The following is a 14,956-nucleotide window of genomic DNA, read 5'->3' on the forward strand; positions in this document are numbered from 1 at the left end:
ATTTAACTTGCCGAGAAAATATAAGCTGCTGACACGAGAATAGCAGTAATTGAGAGCCAGATAACAATCACCAGGCCCCAGATACCCCTGACTTGCTTCAGTTGCATGAAATAGTCACCGATCAGATGCACCTTGAAGAGCACCATCGCGAACACCAGTAGTGAAACCCACAGGGCTTCTACCCCACTCATTCCTATCAACCATGTCAACACCGTCAGTGTAACGAGAACAAGGTAGACAAGCAGTGCGCTGCGACTCGTGAGGAGGTTTGTTGACACAGACTCTTTCATCGCATCACGTAGACCAGCGGGAAAAGAATCAGCCATACCAGGTCGACCATGTGCCAGTAACTGGCACCAGTCTCTACACCTGTGTGTTCATCCCTGCTGTAGAGTCCCTGGCGTGCCTTCCATGCGACCACGGCAAGAATAATCATGCCCATCAAGACGTGCATGAAATGAAAAAATGTCAGTGACAGGTAGAACATGTAGAAGCTGTTTGTGCTGAGCGAAACACCTTGTGAAAAATGGTGGGAGAATTCAGCCATCTTGACGACAATGAAGAGCATGCCCATCCCGACTGCTGCCCATATCCATGCGGCACAAGCACGGTTATCTCCCTCACGGATACGCATAACGCCCTGCACCACAAAGTAACTTGAAGTCAGTAGTGCAACAGTATTGATCAACGCTGAATTTCGATCCAGCGTGAGCTGGTATTGATTGAAGAGCTCAACATTGTTCATACGCGCAAATGCGTACGCGGCAAAGAAAACCGCAAAGACAAGCAACTCGGCAAGAATAAATATCCAGATAGCCAGGTCACCCGGCGGATATTTATGATGTGACTGAATGCCATTGATTGCAGCCTGTGTATTCATACTATTCTTGAATCGAGTAGTGGCGTATTCGCCGGGGAGAAGCAGTCACAAGAAAAAGCCGCACATTCGCCTGCATCGACATAAAAAAGCATCCCCGCATTTGCGGGGATGCCGTTCAGCGCATATAACTACGCGGACTCTTCCACACCGCCCCCCGCTTCCGGATCGGAGTTGCCGACAAAGAAACTGATGACGTAGAGGATCAGACCGATCAGGAAGACTACACCGGCAACTTCACGTAGCCAGTAGAAGATCTCGATCTTGTCCTGAACCACCATGAACGGAAGCGGTTCATCCGAATAGCGTTGCAGGTAAGTTTGCAGAACGCCCGCTGCTGTCAGGAACAGTGTGATAAACACCATTGAGACAGTCATCAACCAGAACGACCACATCTCCACGGTCTGCGAACGATTGCTGCCTGCCACCTTGCGACCACGCATGAGTGGCATCGCGTAGCTGATCATTGCCAGTACGATCATGACATAGGCGCCATAGAAGGCCATGTGACCATGCGCTGCGGTGATTTGCGAACCGTGCGTATAGTAGTTGACTGGTGCGAGGGTGTGAAGAAATCCCCATACACCTGCGCCAAGGAAAGCCATTACAGCTGTGCCAAGTGCCCACAGCAAGGCAGCCTTGTTGGGGTGATTTCGCCGACGACGATTCACCATGTTGAATGCAAATACAGTCATCATGAAGAAAGGTATCGGTTCCATCGCGGAGAAGATTGAACCCCACCACTGCCAATACTCAGGTGTACCTATCCAGTAATAGTGGTGACCTGTACCGATAATGCCTGTGATCAAGGTCATGGCGATAATGACGTAGAGCCACTTCTCGATCACTTCGCGATCGACACCGGTTGTTTTGATCAGTACGAAAGCGAGAATCGATCCGAGAATCAGCTCCCATACACCCTCTACCCACAGATGAACAACCCACCACCAGTAGAACTTGTCCTTAACCAGGTTGTCAGGATTGTAGAAAGCGAACAGGAACAACAAAGCCAGACCCAACAATCCAATCAGAAGAACAAGGCTGATCGCAGTCTTGCGTCCCTTGAGGATTGTCATACCGATGTTGTAAAGAAATGCCAGCGCCACTATGACGATGCCTATCTTGGTGATAGTCGGCTGCTCGAGAAACTCTCGGCCCATGGTCGGTAACAGATCGTTACCAGTCATTTGTGCCAGACCTGCATAGGGAACCAGAAGGTAACCGAGGATCGTCAGTGCGCCTGCAACCAGGAATATCCAGAACATCACCTTGGCAAGCAACGGACTGTGAAGCTCACGTTCTGCCTCTTCCGGCACAAGAAAATAGGCTGCACCCATGAAACCGAACAACAGCCATACGATCAGCAGGTTAGTGTGCACCATGCGTGCCACATTAAACGGGATTTCCGGAAACAGAAAATCACCTATGACATATTGAAGGCCCAGGATTACTCCGAACAGAATCTGTCCGACAAAAAGGCCGATAGCAGCAATAAAATATAGTTTTGCTACGGATTGGGATTGATAATTCATTAGTCTGTCTCCTCTCCTCAGCCTTGGATATTCGGTGGCCAGCCAGCCGTGTTAATTTCTGACGAATACTTCAGGAACTCTGCAAGTGCATCGAGTTCTTCATCGCTGAAATTAAACTGGGGCATGCTGCGACGGCCGGGAATACCCTCTGCAGGTCGGCTCTTGATAAAACCGATAATGCCCGCCTTTCCGCCAAGCCTTTTGTAGACGTTGCCAAGCTCAGGGGCAAAGTAGGCACCCTCTCCCAGCAGCGTGTGGCAACCGATGCAGTTGTTCTCTTCCCACAGGCGTTTGCCATGTGCGACTGTTTCAGTGATTGCACCGCGATTGTCCCGCTCCGGCAATGCCGAGTTGGTATCGTAAGACAACCCCAGGAACACCAGGATAAAAAACAGGCTCCCCCCGTAAAAAATATTACGGGCCATCGCCTTTGTGAAACTCTGTGACATAGATACCCCCTTCAGATATCAAGAATACTGTCTGCAAGTGTATGCCTCACAGAAGGGGCATCCTTGACAAGTGTCAAGAAGAGGAATTGATCACTCTGATGTCATCAGCCCGGACGGCCATCAATACGCGCACGCACCAGTTGAGGTAGATAGATGATGGAGAAGCCAGCGAAAGAGGCCATCCACAGAACTTGTGACACGCCGATCCACAGCATGTAATCCCGCGCTGCGACAATTGGCATCACGACACGAAACAGAAAACCTAGCAGCAACAGAATGAAAACGATCACCACTCCCCTGGGCGGTGTGAATATATCCCTGCCGGTATAACCGAGAGTCACACGCGACATCATGCCGAGAGTCATCACGCCAATTCCACCGACAGCAAAAGCATGCAGGGCGAGCGAAGGTGATAACAATGACCATGCAGAGAGGGCCTTGAGCAGAAAGGCGATAGCCAGGGCGATATATGCAGTATAAAGAGACCACAACAGCGGAGCCTTCCAGATAGCAGGTGTATGCCAGTCACGCAGGCGCACCAGGTGCAGAACGAACAGCAGAAGCGAAAACCCGGCGAGCAACTCCCTGGAGTTCATAAACAGATCGGCAAGCACCCACAGTGCAAAAAGAACAATACTGCTGATATCGAGCCATTTCCTGTTGCGTGGCTTGAAACCATCCCCTGCACCCCGCTCGATAAAAAAGGGCAGCACCCGGCGCATCATCATGAAGAGCAGCGCCAGAATCATATAAATGCCGAGATAGAGACCGATATGGGTGCTCAACTCCATGTAACCCAACGCACCTGCGTAAAAAAGCAGGTTGGCGACAAACATCAACACCAGCTTCACCAGGATGCCTGCCTGTTTCCACATTTTCACACGTAGCACCGGCAGGCTGACACCAACAATCAGTCCGATTCCGAAAAGCAGGTCAGCCACTGCTGCAAGCAGCAAGGCATTCTCTATTGGAAGCAGCAACGCAACTCTTGCGACTACCCACAAGGAGACAAGCAGTGCCAGTCTCCAGCCTTTCCAGGTTGGAACACCCGTCCAGTTGCTCACAGCTGTGAGCAGAAACCCTGCCACCACGGCCATTGCATAACCAAAGATCATCTCGTGAGCATGCCAGTCCATTGGCACCAGCGTTGCCGTCGGAATCTGTGCAGCAAAAAGAAAGAGCAGCATCCACAGCAACATGGCAATAACACCATACAGGCCTGCCAGGGTAAAAAAAGGCCTGAAGCCGAGCTCAAAAAGTGCGAATTGCGGCACCGGCTTTCTCTCATCAATTTGTAGCATATTGTTTTCCATTACCGTGAAAAGCGGCATTTCCGGCTTTATACAAAACCGGGCTGAGCGGTTCCGCAATGCTCTATACAAGAACACACATTCACCGGATTGTGCTTGATATTGATCAAGCCGGATTTTCGCGCCTACTCAGATTCGCTAATGCGGGGATCGTGCGGGTAGTGAAAGGTCGCCTGCAACTGATCCTGCTGAACCGCACAGGCATCAGCTGTTTTTTTCAGGTTGCTGCGGTCAATAATTTCAATTTTGCTACCCTTGACCTGGATTATTTCATTTTGAACCAGTTGCTTCATGATGCGCGAAAGGGTTTCAGGCTTGACCGACAAGCGCGAAGCCAGCACCTGCTTCGGTACGGGCAATTCAAAAGTGTCACTCTTCTGCGGAGCCGACTGCAGCAGGTAGGCGGCAACACGACTGATGGCGCTGTACTGGCTGAGTTCATCGATTTCACGCAACAGGCCACGCAAGCGCTGGCTCATGTCACCCAGCAACAGAAAACAGGTATCAACCGACTCCTTCAGCATCGCAGCAAAATTGACTGAATTAATGCTGATGACCTCGGCAGGTGTCAGCGCCTGTGCACCGACAGGAAACAGGGGCCGCTCAAGAAACATCAAGGCTTCCGCAAATGTACTGCCCGGAGTGATCACCTCGATGATTTTCTCACTGCCTGTAGGCGTAGCCCTGAAGAGTTTGATCTGGCCACTGACAACATAGTAGAAACGATCGGCATTATCTCCCTGGTCAAACAGGAACTCTCCCGTATCCAGAGTTTTCCTGACTGCATGCTGACTCACTCTCGCAAGTTGTTCTTCATCCAGTTGGGCAAACAGATGCCCATTCCTTAGCTCAGCTTCTATCGTCATGTATCAATCCATGCCCCATTCAATGAAAGCATTATAGTAGCAAAGCCGACAGGTGGGCCCACTCAATCCGGCAATTTCTATGCAAAACAACTATTTTTCTTGCTCTTACATGCGACAAGAAGAATACGGGCGCCCGTTTTTTTGTATAATGCACCGCGATAAAGCTGATATTACCACCGGGCAGAAGTTACATGACAAGTTACGCTACTGACGATCTGCGCATCGTCAAAATCAAGGAAGTTGCTGCACCTGAAAAAGTGCGCGCGGCTTTCCCGATTAGTGAAGAGGCCTCCAGAACCGTGTTCGAAACACGCCAGGCAATTCACAATATTCTTGCTCACAAGGATGACCGCATGGTTATCATTGTTGGCCCATGCTCGGTGCATGACACCAAGGCGGCCCTCGAGTACGCTGAAAAGCTGGCTCCATTGCAAGAGGAGCTCAAGGATGACCTGCTGATCATCATGCGCGTCTACTTTGAAAAACCGCGTACAACAGTTGGCTGGAAAGGTCTGATCAATGATCCTTTTCTTGATGACTCCTTCCATATCAACAAGGGTCTGCATGTAGCACGCGAACTGCTGCTCAACCTGAACAATATGGGCATGCCGACTGCGACCGAATTTCTTGACCTGATCAGCCCGCAGTACATCGCCGACCTCATCGCATGGGGCGCTATCGGTGCGAGAACCACTGAAAGCCAGGGACATCGTGAACTCGCTTCAGGACTCTCCTGCCCTGTCGGTTTCAAAAACGGTACAGATGGCCGCCTGCAGATCGCCATTGATGCAATCCGTTCTGCAAGTAATCCGCACAGCTTCATGTCACTCACCAAAGAGGGACATTCAGCGATCTTCTCGACCAGCGGCAACGAAGATTGCCACGTCATCCTGCGCGGCGGCTCTCGTCCAAACTATGATGCCGAGAGTATCGAGGAAGCAGCACAGGATCTCGAGAAAGCGGGTCTCACGCCTAACCTGATGGTTGATTTCAGCCACGCCAACAGCAAGAAACAGCATGAGCGCCAGGTTGATGTCGGCAACGATGTGGCCGGGCAGGTTTCTCGTGGTGACAAGCGGATAATCGGCGCAATGATCGAGAGCCATCTTGTCGGTGGCAGACAAGATCACAAGCCGGATGTTGAATTGATTTACGGGCAGAGCATCACGGATGCATGTCTCGCATGGGATGATACCAAGCCGCTGCTATATACACTTGCCGAGGCTGTGCGGGAACGTCGCAATGTTTGATGTAATGAGTGTGCAATAGCGCACACTCACCCCAAAAAAATTGTCATGCCGGCCTTGAGCCGGCATTTTTTTGTGTGCTGTTCCTGATGGATCCCGGGTCAAACCCGGGGTGACGATAATTGTGGCCAGAGATGACGAAAACGCTGTCTGGATCAGAGCCCCGAAAAAGCACGCTCCAGGTCGGCAAGCAGATCATCCACGTTTTCCAGTCCAACCGAAATACGCACCAGGCCCTCAGCAATACCAGCCGCTTCCTTCTCCTCCGGAGTCAGGCGCGCATGGGTTGTCGTTGCCGGGTGGGTTATGGTGCTCTTGGTATCCCCGAGGTTGGCTGTAATCGACATCAGGGTGACTGAGTCAATCAGTTGCCACGCCTTCTCCCTGCCCCCCTTGAGAATGAAAGAGACGATACCGCCGGGCATACGCTGCTGCTTCTGAATCAACGCAAACTGGCGGTGTGATTCAAGTCCCGGAAAATAGACCTCTTCAACTGCATCCTGTTGCTCGAGCCAGGTTGCCAGACTGGCGGCATTGTCACAGTGGCGCTGCATACGCAATTCAAGGGTTTCGAGGCCCTTCAGGAAGACCCAGGCATTGAACGGACTCATGGCCGGACCACCTGTGCGCAGAACACCAAACACCTCTTCACCAACACGTTTACTGTCACCAACAACAGCGCCGCCAACACAACGTCCCTGCCCGTCGATATACTTGGTAGCAGAGTGCACCACGATATCCGCACCCAGTTTCAGCGGCTGTTGTACAACCGGGGTACAGAAGCAGTTATCGACAACCAGGATTGCATCGTTATCGTGCGCAAGCTGCGCCAGCGCCTCGATGTCGCCCACCTCGGTTAACGGATTGGAAGGCGTCTCGAGAAACAGCATGCGTGTCTCGGGGGTAATCGCATCCTTCCATGAATCGAGATCAGAAAGTTCTGCGTAGCTGGTCGTAATACCGAAGCGTGACAGGTACTTGTTGAACAGCATGACCGTCGAGCCGAAGATTGCACGTGAACTGACGATGTGATCGCCCTGCTCCAGCAGGCCCATACAGGTGGCGAGAATCGCGGCCATGCCGGAAGCCGTGGCCACACAGGAGTCTCCGCCTTCCATCGCTGCAAGACGCGCTTCAAATGTTTTTACGGTGGGATTGGTAAAGCGTGAATAGACATTACCTGGCATGTCGCCTGAAAAGCGCGCTGCGGCTTCGGCAGCCGTGTCGAATACAAAGCTGGAAGTCGGGTAGATTGGTTCCGAGTGTTCACTCTCCGCCGTGCGCTGGTGGCCGGTTCGGATTGCTATAGTTGATACATCCCACTCATGTTCATCATGCATTTTCTAATAACCCTCAATCTGTACAACAAGGGTTTACTCAAAAAAAAGCATAACCCTCGTTTTAGCTGAATTTATCAAGCGCCCGCAATCTGAGACAAATCGGCGCCATCAATCGGAAATCCAAGTGTAGCGCAATAATGCCACACATGTTAATTTTCACTATTAATATAGACGAACAGGCGCGATCACTTGAGCAGCATCTTCCCCTGCATTGGCATTACCGGCAAAAGAGGCGACCCGACCCTCGGTGAATTGCTGCAGCCGCTGCATGCCCACCTGCAGGCAGCCGGCATCGAGTTGCTCGTCGACGAGAGAATGGCCGAATTCCTGCCGGAAAGCAGGCAGATGCCACTCAACCAGCTTGCAGAAACTGCCAACCTTGTCATCGTGGTTGGTGGCGATGGCACCCTGCTGCACAGCAGCCGTACCCTGGCACCCTACGATGTACCTATAGTTGGTATTAACCGCGGGCGTCTCGGTTTTCTTGCCGATATCTCCCCGCAGGAGATGCTCGACAGTCTCGACAGAATACTTGCCGGCAGTTACGAGGAAGACCTGCGTTTTCTACTGCAGGCAGAAATTCGTGACCAGGATGGTACAGTCCTCGACTCGGCACAGGCGCTCAATGATGTCGTTTTCCACAAGTGGAACACCGCGCGCATTATCGAGTTTGAACTTCGCATCGACAATAATTTTGTTGAGACCCAACGATCCGACGGCATTATCATATCGACGCCGACAGGCTCAACCGCCTATGCCCTGTCAGGTGGTGGCCCACTCATCATGCCATCTATGGGCGCCATTCTACTGGTGCCTATATTCCCGCATACACTGAGTAACCGGCCGATCGTGGTAGCTGACACCAGCCTGATCGAGATCCGCAGTTGTGGTCGCACGCCCAGCGAGCATGTCTGCATCACCTGTGACGGGCAGACACACCTGAGCATTAGAGAAAACCAGGTCCTGGCAATCAGCCGTGCAAGCCATCCTGTACGCCTCATCCATCCGAGTGGTCATGATCATTTCCAGATCCTGCGCGAGAAACTCGGCTGGGGCCATAATCGTACCTGACCGGAAACCTACAGGATGCTGACTGCGCTCCAGATTCACAACTTCGTGACGATCGAGTCACTGGAAATTGATTTCAGCAACGGCATGACGACCCTCACCGGTGAAACCGGTGCCGGTAAATCGATTCTGGTCGATGCACTCGGACTGGTGCTCGGTGACAAGGCCGACAGTTCTCTGATTCGCAGCCAGTGCGAACGCGCTGAAATTACAGCCCAATTCACCCTGCCGGATGTGGAAATGGCAACCTGGCTCGAACAGCAGGAGATCCCGACTGATGAAGGTGAATGCATCATCAGGCGCGTACTCAACAGCAACGGACGCTCCAAGGCCTACATCAATGGTTCGATGGTAACACTTGCCCTGCTCGATGATTTTGGCAGCCGTCTTATCGATATCCATGGCCAGCACGCACACCAGTCACTCGGATCCAGGCAACATCAGCGCCAGCTGCTCGACGGATTTGCTGCGCATGACAAACTCTGCAAGGCAGTTGAGTCTGCCTGGCAGGAGTGGCTGACAACAAAAGATAAGCTGCAGGAACTGAGCGACCAGCAGAATGAACATCGTGATCAACTGCGACTGCTGCAGTTTCAGTTGCAGGAGCTCGATGGCCTCTCCCCCATTGACGGTGAATGGCACGAACTTGAACAGCAGCAGAAACGCCTCGCCAATGCACAAACACTCATCAGGACTGCTGATGAGATCACGCAGCAGCTCTATGCCGGTTCCGGGGCTGAGGAGCGACTGCAAAATGCCGACAACCGACTCGGGGAACTGGTTGAACTCGACCCGTCGCTTGCCGAAAGCCATGCGATGATCAAATCCGCATTGATCGAGATCCAGGAGGCGTCGAGCGGACTGCAAGGCTATGCCGGCACGGTGGAGCTTGACCCCCAGCTGCTTGCAGAGGTTGATGAGCGTCTCGGAAACTATCATTCGCTGGCAAAAAAATACCAATGCGATCCTGACCAACTGGCTGGCCTGCAAGAGGGTCTGAAAACACAACTTGCCAGCCTCGAAAATGCCGACGAGACACTCGAGGCCCTGCAGCAGCAACTTGACAAGGCAGAACAAACATGGAAATCAGCTGCACAAAAACTTGCTAAATCACGCCAAAAGGCTGCAAAAAAACTGCAGCAGGATGTGACAGAACAGATTCAGCAATTATCAATGCCGCATGGTGAGTTCCAGGTGGCACTGCATCCGGCCAAGAGCGAAGAGCCACTAAGATACGGTCAGGAGACAGTCGAATTCCTGGTCTCGGCAAATCCCGGCATGGCACCTCAACCGATATCTAAGGTTGCCTCTGGCGGCGAACTGTCACGCATCAGCCTTGCCATCCAGGTTGTCACCGCTGGCATCGGTAAAATTGAAACGCTGATATTTGATGAAGTGGATGTCGGCATTGGCGGCGCAACCGCCGAGGTGGTCGGTCAGCTGTTGCGGCAAATCGCATCAAAGCGACAGATTCTGTGCGTTACCCATCTGCCACAGGTGGCATCACAGGCACATCAACACCTGCGAGTCGAAAAAGAGAGCAGCAAAAGTGGCACAAGCTCAACTGTCGTTGCGCTGGATGAAGAGCAGCGAGTGCAGGAGATTGCACGCATGCTAGGTGGTGTGGAGATGACCGAGCGAACCCTTGATCATGCGGCCGAGATGGTCAGCCGGGGCAATCAGCTGCGATGAATGCACTCTTTTTTGGTGCATCTTGCGTAGAGAATCAGGGAATGATCTGACAATTCAAAACCTTTTTCTTCAGCCACCCGGTGTTGTGCCTGCTCGATCCCCTCATCGACAAACTCCTCGACATGACCGCAATCCATACACACGATATGGTCGTGATGGCCACCGTGGTCCAGTTCGAAAACAGCCTGCCCACCTTCAAAATTGTGGCGCTGAACCAGTCCCGCACCCTCAAACTGGGTCAATACCCGGTAGATTGTGGCCAGGCCAATCTCCTCTTCCCGCTCCAGCAGTGCCTTGTAGACATCTTCTGCGCTCATATGGCGCAAATCACTGCTTTCGAGGATTTCAAGGATTTTGACTCTCGGCGTGGTGACCTTGAGTCCTGCATCACGAATGTTCTGATCGTCCATTATTTTCCGTCACTGCTGTCAAATAATCGCTTTTTTAGGTTATAGTATGGCCTGATTCTGTCCCGGACACGCTAATTGCAAGTATCACCAATGAACAAGATTCTAACACTATCAGCCATTTTCACCGGTCTGCTCGCCTCGGGCTGCAGTACCACTGAAAAAATCACCTCTATAGTACCCGATTCCATCTCCAATTGGGCACTTGTCCACAAGGCGACAATCCAGCAAGGCAATATTCTGACGGAAGACGCGCTGGAGGAGCTATCACCTGGCATGTCCAAGGATGAAGTACGTATCTCGCTAGGCTCACCTTCACTGGTTGATGTATTCCACCAGGAGCGCTGGGATTATATCTACTCAATTGATGTTCCAGGCGAGGAACCTGTTCTGAAAACCCTGTCGATTTACTTCACCGATGATCTCGTCGACCGCGTCGAAGGCGATTACGAGGCAGACGAGCGCAGTGAGCAGGAAGCGAAGCGTGTTGTCGTAACAGTACCCGATTACCGGGGTGAAGGCATCTTCAAGCGCACCCTGAAAAAAATCGGCATCGCCGACGAAGCCAGAAGCGAATAATCAGGCCTCTTTTTTAGCACCAGCCGGGGCACTCTTGGCCCGGTTTGTGAGTTTCTTGCCCTCGGCCGCACGTTTCTTGCGAGCCTCTTTGGGATCAGCGATCAGTGGGCGATAAATTTCGACCCTGTCTCCATTATTGAGCACGGCATCCATCTTCGCCAGCTTGCCGAAAACACCGACCTTAACCGTTTCAATATCAATCTCGGGAAATTCAGCGAGAATCCCCGAATCGACAATCGCCTGTTTCACGGTAATCCCGGCATCAGCATCAAAATCGAGAATCAACTGTCGCTGTGGCAATGCATAGGCGACTTCTACATGTATCTGTTCAGTTTGCATAAATCTCGTCAGCCCTTTTGCAGAAAGAATCCACCATGGTATTGGCAATTTGCGAAAATACAGCTCCAAAAGCTGCGTTCATGAGTCGGCCGCTGAATTCAAACTCAAGTCTTAATGACACCTTGCAGGCATCCTCACGCAGTGGCGTGAATTCCCACTGACCTGTGAGCCTTTTGAATGGCCCTTTGTCAAGCTGCAGTTCAACCCGTCTGTTTTCAGTGAGGGTATTGCGGGTACTGAAACTCTGCGTGACACCCGACTTTGCTACAACCAATTCACCAATCATTGTATCGCCTTCAAGCGATACCAGGCGTGACGATTTGCACCATGGCAGGAAATTCTGGTATTGCTCCACATCATTTACCAGGCGGTACATCTCACCCGCCGAGTGCTGTACCAGGGCGCTTTTCTCTACCACTGCCACCTATACAACTCCGATGGCATTGAGAAAGATAACGAAAATCCCCAGCGGTGCGAGAAAGCGGAGAACAAACCACCATGCCTTAAATAGTCCGGGTGATAATGACAACTCTGATTCTGACAGGTGGCGCTTGCTGATCCAACCGACAAAGATTGCGATAAACAATCCACCCAGTGGCAACAGGATATTGGCGGTCAGGTAATCGAGAAGATCAAAGAAAGTCCTGTCGAACAATTTGTAGTCAGACCACAGATTGAAAGAGAGTACTGTGCCTATACCCAGTACCCAGCAAATTCCACCAACTGTGGATGCTGCCAATGGGCGTGACATTCCCTTGTTTTCCACCAGGTAGGCGGCCGCAGGCTCGATTAGTGAAATCGATGAAGTCCAGGCGGCGAACACCAGCAGCACAAAAAACAGTCCTCCGATGAGCAACCCACCTGGCATCTGACCGAAGGCAATCGGCAGTGTCTGGAATATCAGGCCCGGGCCGGAACCAGGTTCAAGACCGTTGGCGAATACCAGTGGGAAAATTGCCATACCCGCGAACAGTGCAATGACAGTATCTGCAGCCACAACCATCAATGCTGCACGTGTTATCGAAACATTGGACGGCATGTAAGAACCGTAAACCATGATCGCTCCCATACCCAGGCTGAGGGTGAAAAAAGCATGACCAAGCGCAACAAGCAGAGGTTCACGGGTAAAGGTGCAAACCTGCGTACCGGACTCTTCAGTACATTTTTGGAAAACAGCATTGAAATCAGGCTGGAACAAAAACCTGAGACCCTCAGCGGCAGCACCCTGCGCAAGGGCATAGCCAACCATGATGGCAAGCAGAATCGCAAGTATGGGCATCAGGATAGTGACAGCTTTCTCAAGCCCCTGCTTGACTCCGCGCCCAACCACATACATGGTCAGCAGCATAAACAGGGTGTGATAGAAAAGCAGTTGCCCGGGTGAAGAGACCAGTGTGCCAAAGACATCGCCAACCTCCTCGGCGCTGGCTCCCGAAAAAGTCCCTGAAAAAGTCTCCCAGGCATAGGAGATTGCCCAACCGGCTATGACGCTATAGAAAGAGAGAATCAGAAAACCGGTAATCACACCGGCCCAGCCAAGCCATGACCACGCGGGAGAGACTCCCTGGGCAGAGGCAAGCATACGCATGGTGTTGATCGGGCTCTGACGCCCACGACGACCGAGAAGAATCTCGGCAATCATGACCGGCAGGCCAACCAGGAGAATACAACCCAGGTAGACGAGTACGAATGCTCCGCCGCCATATTCGCCAGTGATATAGGGAAATTTCCAGATATTTCCCAATCCGACAGCCGAACCGGTCGCCGCCAGTACAAACACCAGTCGCGAGGACCATTGTCCATGGATTGAGGTTGACTCACTCATCAGATTCTCCCGCTCGGCAGCCAAATTCTATAGTACAAATAAAAGGCTATTGTCCCCCATCTGGCCAAGTCTCTCAAATCCTGAAAATTGAACGAGACACATCTTTGTCTTGACCAAGGAGTCAGGCTTCCATAGGATTGCCCTTCCAGTCGAAAAAACAGCGCAGTATGACAGTAGAAACAGCCCGTACCCTCGTTAGCCGTGACCTCCACCTGGTAGATGACCTGATTCTTTTGCAGCTCTACTCAGACGTCACCCTGATCAACCAGATCGGTCAGTACATCGTCAATAGCGGTGGCAAACGCCTGCGTCCGTTACTTGTGCTTCTGGCAGCAAAGGCCGTTGGTTACGAGGGCGCCAAGCATCTCGACATCGCTGCCATCATTGAATTTATCCATACCGCAACCCTGCTGCACGATGATGTTGTCGATAGCTCGGATCAGCGTCGTGACCGTGATACAGCCAATCATGTATGGGGCAACCCGGCAAGTGTGCTGGTAGGCGACTTTCTCTACTCGCGCGCATTCGAGATGATGGTCTCCGTCGGGGAGATGCGGGTTATGGATGTCCTCTCGCATGCAACCAACCAGATTGCCGAGGGCGAGGTGCTGCAACTGCTTAACTGTAACGATCCGGATATTAGCGAAGAGCAGTATATCGACGTCATCGTCCGAAAAACTGCCACCCTGTTCGAGGCCGGCACCAGGCTTGCAGCGGTGATTACGCAGAGCGACTCAAATATCGAATCGGCCCTTGCCAACTACGGCATGCAACTTGGTATCGCCTTCCAGATTATCGATGACGCTCTCGACTATAGCGGCCAGGATATCGGCAAAAATATCGGTGACGACCTCGAAGAAGGTAAGCCAACCCTGCCACTGCTTCGTGCCATGGAGAGCGGAAATCCAAAATCCAGAAACCTGATCCGCTCTGCCATCGAAGAGGGCGGGCGTGATAAAATCGAGCGCGTCATGGCAGCAATCAATCAAAGCGATGCCATCGAATACACAACCAACCGTGCAAAAGAGCATGCAGAAAAAGCCAAACAGGCATTAGGGGCATTACCTGCATCTGAATACCGTGATGCACTGTCGGATCTCGCTGATTTTGCGGTCGCACGGGCTTTCTAACATTTCGGGGTGTAGCTCAGCTTGGTAGAGTACTCCGTTCGGGACGGAGCGGTCGGAGGTTCAAATCCTCTCACCCCGACCAAAAATGAAAAAAACCGGCTCCCTCACCCATCGGGGGAGGCGGTTTTTTCATATACGGATACATGACGGATACATGAATGATAGGCATAACCCTTTAGTTATGTATTGATTTAGAACGTGAATTCAATTTCCAAGTGCAACTCAACAGAGTTGGTTAGAGGGCAAGCTGCGGTAGCATAGGTAGCTTCTCTCACCGACCAAAGTTAGAGGAGCA

16 protein-coding genes and 1 tRNA gene are annotated in these 14,956 nt (G+C 51.9%); 6 read left to right on the forward strand and 11 right to left on the reverse strand.

What is annotated here, in order from left to right; all coding sequences use genetic code 11:
* Positions 1 to 2: 2 nt before the first annotated feature.
* The 6 genes from BOW06_RS08320 to BOW06_RS08345 all read right to left on the reverse strand — a co-directional run bounded on the left by BOW06_RS08320 (position 3) and on the right by BOW06_RS08345 (position 5,034).
* Complete coding sequence (locus tag BOW06_RS08320; protein ID WP_144077458.1) at positions 3 to 326, reverse strand: cytochrome C oxidase subunit IV family protein; 324 nt, start codon at positions 324 to 326, stop codon at positions 3 to 5.
* Entirely contained in the window at positions 287 to 880 is a 594-nt protein-coding gene (locus BOW06_RS08325) for a cytochrome c oxidase subunit 3 family protein (RefSeq protein WP_043117375.1), read from the reverse strand. Before BOW06_RS08325 ends, BOW06_RS08320 begins: the two co-directional genes overlap by 40 nt.
* Positions 881 to 1,008: 128 nt before the next feature.
* Entirely contained in the window at positions 1,009 to 2,409 is a 1,401-nt protein-coding gene (locus BOW06_RS08330) for a cbb3-type cytochrome c oxidase subunit I (protein ID WP_043117376.1), read from the reverse strand.
* 17 nt (positions 2,410 to 2,426) lie between these two features.
* Positions 2,427 to 2,858 (reverse strand): c-type cytochrome, encoded by a 432-nt coding sequence (locus tag BOW06_RS08335; protein WP_043117378.1) that lies wholly within the window; start codon positions 2,856 to 2,858, stop codon positions 2,427 to 2,429.
* 104 nt (positions 2,859 to 2,962) lie between these two features.
* Complete coding sequence (locus BOW06_RS08340; RefSeq protein WP_179115411.1) at positions 2,963 to 4,159, reverse strand: NnrS family protein; 1,197 nt, start codon at positions 4,157 to 4,159, stop codon at positions 2,963 to 2,965.
* Positions 4,160 to 4,293: 134 nt separating this feature from the next.
* Entirely contained in the window at positions 4,294 to 5,034 is a 741-nt protein-coding gene (locus BOW06_RS08345) for a Crp/Fnr family transcriptional regulator (RefSeq protein WP_052132212.1), read from the reverse strand.
* Between the two features lie 191 nt (positions 5,035 to 5,225).
* Here BOW06_RS08345 and aroG point away from each other — a divergent pair, with 191 nt between their 5' ends.
* Positions 5,226 to 6,284, forward strand: a complete 1,059-nt coding sequence (gene aroG / locus BOW06_RS08350; RefSeq protein ID WP_078454635.1) for a 3-deoxy-7-phosphoheptulonate synthase AroG — start codon at positions 5,226 to 5,228, stop codon at positions 6,282 to 6,284.
* 152 nt (positions 6,285 to 6,436) lie between these two features.
* Here the strand turns inward: aroG and BOW06_RS08355 are convergent, their stop codons facing one another.
* Positions 6,437 to 7,621, reverse strand: coding sequence for an O-succinylhomoserine sulfhydrylase (locus BOW06_RS08355; RefSeq protein ID WP_043117381.1), 1,185 nt, complete (start codon positions 7,619 to 7,621; stop codon positions 6,437 to 6,439).
* A 189-nt stretch (positions 7,622 to 7,810) separates the two neighbouring features.
* On the opposite strand from BOW06_RS08355, the gene BOW06_RS08360 reads away from it, so the two are divergent.
* Both BOW06_RS08360 and recN read left to right on the forward strand, forming a co-directional pair.
* Positions 7,811 to 8,692, forward strand: coding sequence for an NAD(+) kinase (locus tag BOW06_RS08360; RefSeq protein ID WP_043117382.1), 882 nt, complete (start codon positions 7,811 to 7,813; stop codon positions 8,690 to 8,692).
* A gap of 15 nt (positions 8,693 to 8,707) precedes the next feature.
* Complete coding sequence (gene recN / locus BOW06_RS08365) at positions 8,708 to 10,381, forward strand: DNA repair protein RecN (protein WP_043117384.1); 1,674 nt, start codon at positions 8,708 to 8,710, stop codon at positions 10,379 to 10,381.
* On the opposite strand, the gene fur is transcribed toward recN, so the two are convergent.
* Positions 10,369 to 10,791, reverse strand: a complete 423-nt coding sequence (gene fur, locus BOW06_RS08370) for a ferric iron uptake transcriptional regulator (RefSeq protein ID WP_043117385.1) — start codon at positions 10,789 to 10,791, stop codon at positions 10,369 to 10,371. The two genes, recN and fur, sit on opposite strands and share 13 nt — an antisense overlap.
* A 90-nt stretch (positions 10,792 to 10,881) precedes the next feature.
* On the opposite strand from fur, the gene BOW06_RS08375 reads away from it, so the two are divergent.
* The gene (locus tag BOW06_RS08375; RefSeq protein ID WP_078454636.1) at positions 10,882 to 11,367 is read left to right on the forward strand and encodes an outer membrane protein assembly factor BamE; all 486 of its coding nucleotides are present in this window, start codon (positions 10,882 to 10,884) and stop codon (positions 11,365 to 11,367) included.
* On the opposite strand, the gene BOW06_RS08380 is transcribed toward BOW06_RS08375, so the two are convergent.
* From BOW06_RS08380 to BOW06_RS08390, 3 genes are read right to left on the reverse strand one after another with little or no spacing between them, the layout of a single operon-like run.
* On the reverse strand, positions 11,368 to 11,706 hold the full coding sequence (locus tag BOW06_RS08380) for an RnfH family protein (RefSeq protein ID WP_043117388.1): 339 nt from the start codon (positions 11,704 to 11,706) through the stop codon (positions 11,368 to 11,370). It lies immediately after the preceding gene.
* Positions 11,696 to 12,130: a type II toxin-antitoxin system RatA family toxin gene (locus BOW06_RS08385; protein WP_043117390.1), complete on the reverse strand. Its 435-nt coding sequence runs from the start codon at positions 12,128 to 12,130 to the stop codon at positions 11,696 to 11,698. Before BOW06_RS08385 ends, BOW06_RS08380 begins: the two co-directional genes overlap by 11 nt.
* Entirely contained in the window at positions 12,131 to 13,531 is a 1,401-nt protein-coding gene (locus tag BOW06_RS08390; RefSeq protein ID WP_043117916.1) for a sodium-dependent transporter, read from the reverse strand. It lies immediately after the preceding gene.
* A 167-nt stretch (positions 13,532 to 13,698) separates the two neighbouring features.
* On the opposite strand from BOW06_RS08390, the gene ispB reads away from it, so the two are divergent.
* Entirely contained in the window at positions 13,699 to 14,661 is a 963-nt protein-coding gene (ispB, locus tag BOW06_RS08395; RefSeq protein WP_043117918.1) for an octaprenyl diphosphate synthase, read from the forward strand.
* A gap of 5 nt (positions 14,662 to 14,666) precedes the next feature.
* A tRNA-Pro gene (locus BOW06_RS08400) sits at positions 14,667 to 14,743 on the forward strand.
* Positions 14,744 to 14,956: the final 213 nt, after the last annotated feature.

The organism is Solemya velum gill symbiont (assembly GCF_002020255.1).
GTDB lineage: Bacteria > Pseudomonadota > Gammaproteobacteria > Chromatiales > Chromatiaceae.

Excerpts from the sequence above, each read along its gene's own strand:
- BOW06_RS08340 (WP_179115411.1), bottom strand. The coding sequence starts at position 4,159 with ATGCTACAAATTGATGAGAGAAAGCCGGTGCCGCAATTCGCACTTTTT.
- BOW06_RS08320 (WP_144077458.1), bottom strand. The coding sequence starts at position 326 with ATGGCTGATTCTTTTCCCGCTGGTCTACGTGATGCGATGAAAGAGTCT.
- aroG (WP_078454635.1), top strand. The coding sequence starts at position 5,226 with ATGACAAGTTACGCTACTGACGATCTGCGCATCGTCAAAATCAAGGAA.
- fur (WP_043117385.1), bottom strand. The coding sequence starts at position 10,791 with ATGGACGATCAGAACATTCGTGATGCAGGACTCAAGGTCACCACGCCG.
- BOW06_RS08325 (WP_043117375.1), bottom strand. The coding sequence starts at position 880 with ATGAATACACAGGCTGCAATCAATGGCATTCAGTCACATCATAAATAT.
- BOW06_RS08375 (WP_078454636.1), top strand. The coding sequence starts at position 10,882 with ATGAACAAGATTCTAACACTATCAGCCATTTTCACCGGTCTGCTCGCC.
- BOW06_RS08335 (WP_043117378.1), bottom strand. The coding sequence starts at position 2,858 with ATGTCACAGAGTTTCACAAAGGCGATGGCCCGTAATATTTTTTACGGG.
- BOW06_RS08355 (WP_043117381.1), bottom strand. The coding sequence starts at position 7,621 with ATGCATGATGAACATGAGTGGGATGTATCAACTATAGCAATCCGAACC.
- BOW06_RS08345 (WP_052132212.1), bottom strand. The coding sequence starts at position 5,034 with ATGACGATAGAAGCTGAGCTAAGGAATGGGCATCTGTTTGCCCAACTG.
- BOW06_RS08380 (WP_043117388.1), bottom strand. The coding sequence starts at position 11,706 with ATGCAAACTGAACAGATACATGTAGAAGTCGCCTATGCATTGCCACAG.
- BOW06_RS08390 (WP_043117916.1), bottom strand. The coding sequence starts at position 13,531 with ATGAGTGAGTCAACCTCAATCCATGGACAATGGTCCTCGCGACTGGTG.
- recN (WP_043117384.1), top strand. The coding sequence starts at position 8,708 with ATGCTGACTGCGCTCCAGATTCACAACTTCGTGACGATCGAGTCACTG.
- ispB (WP_043117918.1), top strand. The coding sequence starts at position 13,699 with ATGACAGTAGAAACAGCCCGTACCCTCGTTAGCCGTGACCTCCACCTG.
- BOW06_RS08330 (WP_043117376.1), bottom strand. The coding sequence starts at position 2,409 with ATGAATTATCAATCCCAATCCGTAGCAAAACTATATTTTATTGCTGCT.